This is a genomic window from Nocardioides stalactiti (assembly GCF_014180715.1).
Lineage (GTDB): Bacteria > Actinomycetota > Actinomycetes > Propionibacteriales > Nocardioidaceae > Nocardioides > Nocardioides stalactiti.
The window spans coordinates 1-7,602 of the sequence record NZ_JACEFC010000160.1 but is presented as its reverse complement, the minus strand read 5'-3'; the positions used below and the strand labels follow the sequence as shown (position 1 = coordinate 7,602).

Genomic DNA, 7,602 nt, shown 5'->3' with positions numbered 1-7,602 from the left:
CGCCCGACGACGACGGCGAGCAGCCGTCGCGCTTCCTCGACGAGCTCGGCCACCCGGTCCAGCACCGGGTCGGGCGGCCGCGACGCCCGCTGTCGATGCCGGGTCTGGTCGCCGAGCTGCGTCGTACGGCCGCCGACCCGGCGCAACCGGCACCGCTGCGTGAGGCCGCCGCCGCCCGACTGCGGCTGCTCGCGACCACCCAGGTCCACGGACGGAGCGTGGCGAGCGGCGCCGATCCGGGCACCTGGTGGGGCCTGCGGAGCCCGTCGCGGTCGGTGCAGGCGGTGCGCCCGGAGGGCAAGCCGGTGACGCTGTCGGCGAGCGCGCTCGAGGGCCTGCTCACGTGTCCCGCGCAGTGGTTCCTCGACCGCGAGGCCGGGGGAGCGGTGGTCTCGACCGCCAGCCAGGGCTTCGGCAAGGTCGTCCACGCGCTCGCCGAGCGGGTCGCCAAGGGCGAGCTCGCGGCGACCACGGTGGCCGACCTGATGCCCCACGTCGACGAGGTGTGGGACCGGATGGAGTTCCGGACGCCCTGGTCCCGGGCGCGCGAGCGCGAGGCCGTCGAGCAGGTGCTGGCCCGCTTCCTGGCCTGGCACCAGCGGCCGGGCGCCCGGGCAGTCGTCGCGCTCGAGCCGAGGATCAAGGCCGAGGTCACCCTGCCCGACGGGCAGGTGGTGGCCCTATCCGGCTACGCCGACCGCCTCGAGCTCGACGAGGCCGGCCAGGTCGTCGTCGTCGACCTCAAGACCGGCAAGTACCCGCCGACCGACAAGTCGCTCCCCGAGAACCCGCAGCTCGGGCTCTACCAGCTCGCCGTCGACCACGGCGCCGCCGACCACCTCGTCGGTCGGCCGGTCACCGCCGGCGGAGCCGAGCTGGTCCAGCTGCGTCACGGCGACACCCAGCCCAAGGTCCAGCAGCAGCCGGCCTCGCCTCCGCACATCGAGTCCCAGCTCCAGCAGGCCGTCGCCGCCGTCCGGACCGAGGCGTTCGTCGCCCGCCCGGGGACGCACTGCGACCGGTGCGCCTTCACCACCTTGTGCCCCGCCTTCGCGTCCGGGTCGGTGCTGTCATGAACGTCGACACCCCGCAGCAGCTCGCCGACCTGATGGGCCACGACTGGCTCTACAGCGACGAGCAGTACGCCGCCATCACCGCGCCGCTCGAGCCGGCGGTCGTGATCGCCGGCGCCGGCTCCGGCAAGACCGCCGTGATGGCCGCACGCGTCGTCTGGCTGGTCGCCACCGGGCGGGTCGAGCCGGGGGAGATCCTCGGCCTGACGTTCACCACCAAGGCCACCGCCGAGCTCCAGCACCGGATCCGGGCCAGCCTCCTCCAGGCGGGCCTGCTGCCCGAGCGGGGTCCGCGCCGCGTCGACCCTGACGGCGAGGTCGAGGACGAGGTCGAGGAGCCGACCGTGGCGACCTACCACGCCTACGCCGCCGCCCTGCTCTCCGAGCACGGACTACGGATCGGGCACGAGCCCGACACCCGGCTGATCGCCGACGCGTCGCGCTACCAGCTCGCCGCGCGGGCGATCCAGCGGCACAGCCGGCCGGTCGGCCTGCTCACCGACAGCCCGACGCACGCCGTGAAGTACCTGCTCGCCCTCGACAGCGAGATGGCCGAGCACCTCGTCAGCCCCGACGACCTCCGCACGTTCGACGCCGAGGAGCGCCGACACTTCGCGTCCGCGTTGGCCGACCTGGAGGAGCAGCTCGCCGAGGGCCAGAAGGTCAAGGGCAAGTGCGACACCGTGCGCGGCGCGGTCGAGGCGATCGACAAGAGGGCCGAGCTGCTCGGGCTGGTCGAGGACTACCGGGCGCTCAAGAGCCGGCTCGGGCTGATGGACTTCTCCGACCAGATCGCGCTCGCCGCGCGGCTGGCGCAGGAGTGCCCGGAGGTCGGCCAGATCGAGCGCGGCAAGTTCAAGGTGGTCCTGCTCGACGAGTACCAGGACACCTCGGTCGCACAGGCCACGATGCTGTCGCGGATCTTCGGGGAGGGCCACCCGGTCACCGCGGTCGGCGACCCCAACCAGGCGATCTACGGCTGGCGGGGCGCCTCGGTCTCCAACATCCTCGAGTTCGGCCGCGACTTCCCGACGGCGGCGGGCGAGCGGCCGTCGTACTCCCTCACGGTCAACCGGCGGTCCGACGCCCGGATCCTCGACGTCGCCAACCACCTTGCCCGCGCGCTCTACGTCGGTCGTGAGCAGGAGCGGCTGCGGGCCAAGGACGAAGCGGCCGACGGCGACGTCCGGGTCGTCGTCCACGAGACGCTGGACGAGGAGCTGACCTGGCTCGGCGACCAGGTGATCGCTGCCCACGAGCGGTCGGACTGGAAGGAGATCGGCGTCCTCACCCGCGACAACGCTTCCGCGGCGCTGGTGTTCGACGCGCTCACCGACCGCGAGATCCCCGTCGAGATCGTCGGCCTCAAGGGCCTGCTCCGGCTCCCCGAGGTCGCGGAGGTCGTCGCGACCCTCGAGCTGGTGCAGGACGTCACGGCCAACCCGGCGCTGCTGACGCTGCTCGCCGGGCCACGGTGGGCGATCGGGCCGCGCGACCTCGCGCTCCTCGGCACCCGGAGTGCCGAGCTCTCCGGGCAGCAGGGGCAGCAGACTCATCCGGAGCTCGCGGCCCAGTTGGCCGCCGCGGTCGAGGGGGCCGACCCGCTGGAGATCCCGTCCCTGTGCGACGCACTCGAGGACCCGGGCGACCTCGGCTACTCGACGGAGGCGCGGGAGCGGTTCACGATGCTGGCCGACGAGCTGCGGTCGCTGCGGCGGTCGATCGGGGAGCCGATCCTCGACCTGGTCCGCCGGATCATCGACGTCAACGGCATCGACATCGAGCTCGCCTCGTCGGTGTCGCCGGCCGCCGCGGCCCGCCGCGAGAACCTCGATCTCTTCGTGCAGGCGGTGGCCGACTTCCAGGCCATCGACGGCCAGGTCACGCTGCCGGCGCTGCTCGCGTGGCTGGACGCGGAGGACGAGTTCGGGCAGGGCCTCGACATCGCGACGCCGTCCGAGGCCGACTCGGTCAAGCTGCTGACGGTCCACCGGTCCAAGGGGTTGGAGTGGGACGCGGTCTTCCTCGTCGGGGTCGTCAAGGACAAGTTCCCCACCAACCGGGGGCGGTCGACCTGGTTGAAGAGCCCCGAGGTGATGCCGGCGCCGCTGCGGGGGGACGCGCGGGACCTGCCGCAGCTCGAGGGCTACGACGCCGACGCGATCGGCGACCTCAAGGAGCGCCGCAAGCGCCACGAACAGGTGGAGGAGCTGCGGCTGGCCTACGTCGCCTGGACCCGGGCGCGGCACCACCTCGCGGTGTCGTGCTGGCGGTTCGCCCCGCACCTGAAGAACGGGCTGGGGCCGTCGCCGTACGTCGTCGACACCCGGGACGCGCTGGCGGCGTGGGGCGGAGAGCCGGACCGGTGGGCCGACGTGGTCGAGCGCGGCGAGCCGAACCCGTACGCCGAGCGGTCCGCCGACCTGCCCTGGCCGATGTCGCACCACACCCCCGAGGTCGACCGCCGGATCGCGGCGGCCGAGCTGGTGCGCACCGCCGAGGACCCGATGCTCGACGACGTGTTGCTGCTCGAGCAGGTGCAGCAGTGGGACGACGAGATCGCCCGGCTGCTGGAGGAGGCGGCCCGTGAGCGGGCGCCGCTGGCCGAGGTGCCGATGCCGTCGAGCCTGTCGGCGACCGCGCTGGCCAGGCTGCGCGACGACCCGGACGGCTTCGCCGCCGAGCGAGCCCGTCCGATGCCACGTCAGCCGTCGTCGGCGGCGCGGTTCGGCACCCGGTTCCACGCCTGGGTCGAGGCACGGTTCGGGCAGCAGGAGCTCTTCGACCCCGACGAGCTGCCCGGCCGCGGCGACGCCGGCATCGAGGACGACGCCGACCTCAAGGAGGTCATCGCCGCGTTCGAGGCGGGTCCGTTCGCGACCCGCACGCCGTACGCGGTCGAGGCGCCGTTCGCGCTGGTCCTGGGCAACCAGGTCGTCCGGGGCCGCATCGACGCTGTCTACGACGACCCGGACGCCGGCCCTGACCACTACCTCGTCGTCGACTGGAAGACCAACACCCGCCAGACCGCCGACGAGCTCCAGCTCGCCCTGTACCGGCTGGCCTGGGCCGAGCTCCGGGGCGTCCCGGTCGAGCAGGTCCGCGCCGCGTTCTACTACGTCCGCGGCGACGGCCTGGTCGAGCCCACCCAGTTCGCCACCCGCGCCGAGATCGAGGAGATACTCACGACCTGAGACACCGCCGTTCGCCGCCGCCAGGAGCGACCTTCACTGTGCGAGGGTTCTCCGCGTGGAGGAGGACCAGGTGACCCGTGAGGTCGACGAACTGCGGGACCGGTTGGCGGCGACGGGTCGGGTGGAGATCGGGTTCGACCGGCGCCGACCGGTGCTGCTCGTGGTCGGCTCGGCGGGTTTCGCGGCCATCGGAGCCTGGATGGTCGCGAGCGGGGACGGCATCGGTTGGTTGGTCGTGGTCACCTTCGGCGCGTGCGTGCTCGCCGGGCTGCGGCAGCTGGCGACCTCGGGCGACGTCGTGGTCGTCGACGAGCGGGGAGTCACCTACGAGCGGTGGGGCCTCGAGGTCGCCTGGTCGGACCTCGGGGGTGCCTTCGGCGGCGCGACGCGGGGCAGGCACTTCGTCCAGGTCGCTCTGACCCCGGCGTACTTCCAGCAGTTCCGCGCGTCGCGCCCCCCGCACCGGCGCTGGACGCTCCAGGTCGCGCGGACCGATGACGACGCCCCGGTCATCGTGCTCCCGAGCCCGCTGGCGGTCGACAGCACCGTGCTCGCCGCCTTCCTGGCGGCCGAGGTGGACGCCCGGCGTCCCGACGCTGCCGGGGAGCCCGGCGTCAGGCCCGACTGACCCTGACTTCAGGCGGGTCCTAGGCTCGGGACGTGGACTTCGCGCACCTCGCCCGCGCCCGCGACCCGCACGACCGGATGGGGCTCCGCCGCACCGACGACGCCTGGCTGGACGCGCGCTGGGCCGCCGACGGCGGCAGGGTGCTCGTCATCTCCGGCACGCGGGTCCGACCGCGCGACGGCGCGCTCGCCTGGTTGTCGACCTCCGAGGCTCCCGACGGGGTTCGCGTGCTCCTCGGCGACCGGGACGGCACCACCTGGTGGGCGGTCATCACCGGACCCGAGGACGCCAAGGCCGAGCCCGACCAGTGGTTCCCGCTGCGCGGCCTGCTGCCGTTCATCAGTGGCGACGCGGTCGCGGAAGCGCCGCTCGTCTTCCATGCCCTCGGCCTGGCCGAGTGGCACTGGGTGACCCGCTTCTGTCCCCGCTGCGGCGGCGGCCTGTCGCCGCGGGCGGCCGGTCACGAGCTGGTGTGCGACCGGTGCGGCAAGGCGCAGTTCCCGCGCACCGACCCGGCCGTCATCATGCTGGTCACGGCGGGGGAGCCCGGCAGCGACGACGAACGCTGCCTGCTCGGCCGCGGGGCGATCTGGCCGACCGGCCGGTTCTCGACGTTGGCCGGCTTCTGCGAGCCGGGGGAGACCCTCGAGGACGCGGTACGACGCGAGGTGCTCGAGGAGACCGGGGTCGTCGTCGGTGACGTCACCTACTTCGGCAACCAGCCGTGGCCGCTCCCGAGCAGCCTGATGCTCGGCTTCCTGGGCCGCGCGACCTCCGAGGACATCAGCCTCGACGACGACGACGTCGAGGAGGCCCGCTGGTTCACCCGCGCCCAGATGCGCGAAGAGGCCGAGGCCGGCACCCTGGTNCCTCCTCGCCGAGCGCGCCAACTGAGCGTCGTACCCGGTCTACATGTCGCGATCTCACCAGATCGCGACATGTAGACCGGGTCCCACGCTCAGTTGGCGCGCTCGGCGAGGAGGGCCAGGTGAGCCTTGACCTGGGCCACGGAGGGGTTCGTCATCGCGGTGCCGTCGGGGTAGACGAGCGTCGGGACGGTCTGGTTGCCGTGGTTGGCGGACTCCACCACGGCAGCGGCCTCGGGCTGCTGCTCGATGTCGACGATCTCGAAGGTGATGCCCTCGCGGTCGAGCTGGCCCTTGAGGCGGTGGCAGTAGCCACACCACGGGGTCGTGTACATCGTGAACGAGCTCATGTGGCGTCCAACCGTCGGCGAGGTCCGGATGTTCCCGAAGCCGGTCCCGTGGGGCATCTGGCAGGGCCTCGCCACAGGCGGTGAAGGCCGTGCAGGACCTGTCGTACCCACGGTCTAAGGTCGGCGTCGTCCCACCCAGCCCGCGCGGAGGAGCAGTTCGACATCGCCACGAGCCAGGTCTCCCAGGCCGAAGCCCTGCTGAGCGCCCTCGACCCCGAGCAGCGTCAGGTCGCCGAGGCGTTGCGCGGTCCGGTGCGGGTCCTCGCCGGTGCCGGCACGGGCAAGACCCGGGCGATCACCCACCGGATCGCCCACGGGGTGGTGACCGGGGTCTACGCGCCGTCCGAGGTGCTCGCGGTGACGTTCACGACGCGCGCAGCCGGCGAGCTGCGCCAGCGGTTGCGCCAGCTCGGCGCCCCGGGTGTCCAGGCGCGCACGTTCCACAGCGCCGCCCTGCGCCAGCTGCGCTACTTCTGGCCCCACGTCCACGGCACCGAGCTCCCGCAGCTGACCGAGTCCAAGCTCGGCATGCTCGCCGCCGCCACCCGCCGGCTCGGCCTGCGCGCCGACCAGGCGCTGCTCCGCGACCTCGCCTCCGAGATCGAGTGGGCCAAGGTGAGCAACGTCGGCCCCGACGACTACGCCCGGATCGCCGAGCGGGCCGGACGCACGGTGTCCGACCAGCCCGCCGACACGGTCGGCAAGCTGTTCTCCTCCTACGAGGACGTCAAGCGCGAGCAGGGCCGGATGGACATGGAGGACGTCCTGCTCTTCACGGCCGGGGTGCTCGCCTCCGACGAGCGGGTCGCGGCCCAGGTGCGCCGGCAGTACAAGTGGTTCGTCGTCGACGAGTTCCAGGACGTCTCGCCGCTCCAGTCGGCGCTGCTCGACCTGTGGCTCGGCGGCCGCGACGAGCTCTGCGTGGTCGGCGACCCGGCCCAGACGATCTACTCGTTCGCCGGGGCCGACGCGACGTACCTGCTGGACTTCCCGAAGCGCTATCCCGGCACCACCTCGGTCGAGCTGGTGCGCAATTACCGCTCGACGCCCCAGGTGGTCACGACCGCCAACACCCTGCTGGCCGGCAGCGTGAGCGCCGGCGTCGAGCTCCGCTCGCAGCAGCCGGCCGGTGCAGCGGTCAGGTTCGTCGGCCACCCCGACGAGGTCGCCGAGGCCGCCTACGTCGCCGACCAGGTGGCCACCCTCCAGCGCCGCGGGACGGCACCCGGCCAGATCGCCGTGCTGTTTCGGATCAACGCCCAGTCGGAGCACTTCGAGGATGCGCTCAGCGACCGGGGGATCCCCTACCTGGTCCGGGGCGCGGCTCGGTTCTTCGAGCGGCCCGAGGTGCGCGAGGCGGTCGTCCGGCTCCGCGGTGCGGCGCGGTCGGGCGAGGTCGACGACCAGCCGTGGGTCGATGCGGTCCACGGCGTGCTCGGCGGGATGGGCTGGTCGGCCGAGCCGCCGACCGGCCGCGGCCAGGGGCGCGAC

Annotated in this window: 6 protein-coding genes; 5 read left to right on the top strand and 1 reads right to left on the bottom strand. The window is 73.2% G+C overall.

Features of this window, described 5'->3' with window-relative positions; all coding sequences use genetic code 11:
• The 4 genes from H0487_RS20740 to nudC all read left to right on the top strand — a co-directional run.
• On the top strand, nucleotides 1–1,076 hold a 1,076-nt coding region (locus H0487_RS20740; protein WP_183096124.1), incomplete at its 5' end, for a RecB family exonuclease.
• Nucleotides 1,073–4,267, top strand: a complete 3,195-nt coding sequence (locus tag H0487_RS20735; protein WP_183096123.1) for an ATP-dependent helicase — start codon at nucleotides 1,073–1,075, stop codon at nucleotides 4,265–4,267. The genes H0487_RS20740 and H0487_RS20735, both read left to right, overlap by 4 nt.
• 55 nt (nucleotides 4,268–4,322) lie before the next feature.
• Nucleotides 4,323–4,895: a hypothetical protein gene (locus H0487_RS20730; protein ID WP_183096122.1), complete on the top strand. Its 573-nt coding sequence runs from the start codon at nucleotides 4,323–4,325 to the stop codon at nucleotides 4,893–4,895.
• A 77-nt stretch (nucleotides 4,896–4,972) separates the two neighbouring features.
• Nucleotides 4,973–5,839, top strand: a complete 867-nt coding sequence (gene nudC / locus H0487_RS20725) for an NAD(+) diphosphatase (protein ID WP_183096126.1) — start codon at nucleotides 4,973–4,975, stop codon at nucleotides 5,837–5,839.
• A 14-nt stretch (nucleotides 5,840–5,853) separates the two neighbouring features.
• Here nudC and H0487_RS20720 read toward each other — a convergent pair whose 3' ends face one another.
• Nucleotides 5,854–6,111, bottom strand: coding sequence for a mycoredoxin (locus H0487_RS20720; protein WP_183096121.1), 258 nt, complete (start codon nucleotides 6,109–6,111; stop codon nucleotides 5,854–5,856).
• A 162-nt stretch (nucleotides 6,112–6,273) separates the two neighbouring features.
• On the opposite strand from H0487_RS20720, the gene H0487_RS20715 reads away from it, so the two are divergent.
• Nucleotides 6,274–7,602 (top strand): ATP-dependent helicase (locus tag H0487_RS20715; protein ID WP_183096125.1); only part of this gene is annotated, 1,329 nt, incomplete at its 3' end.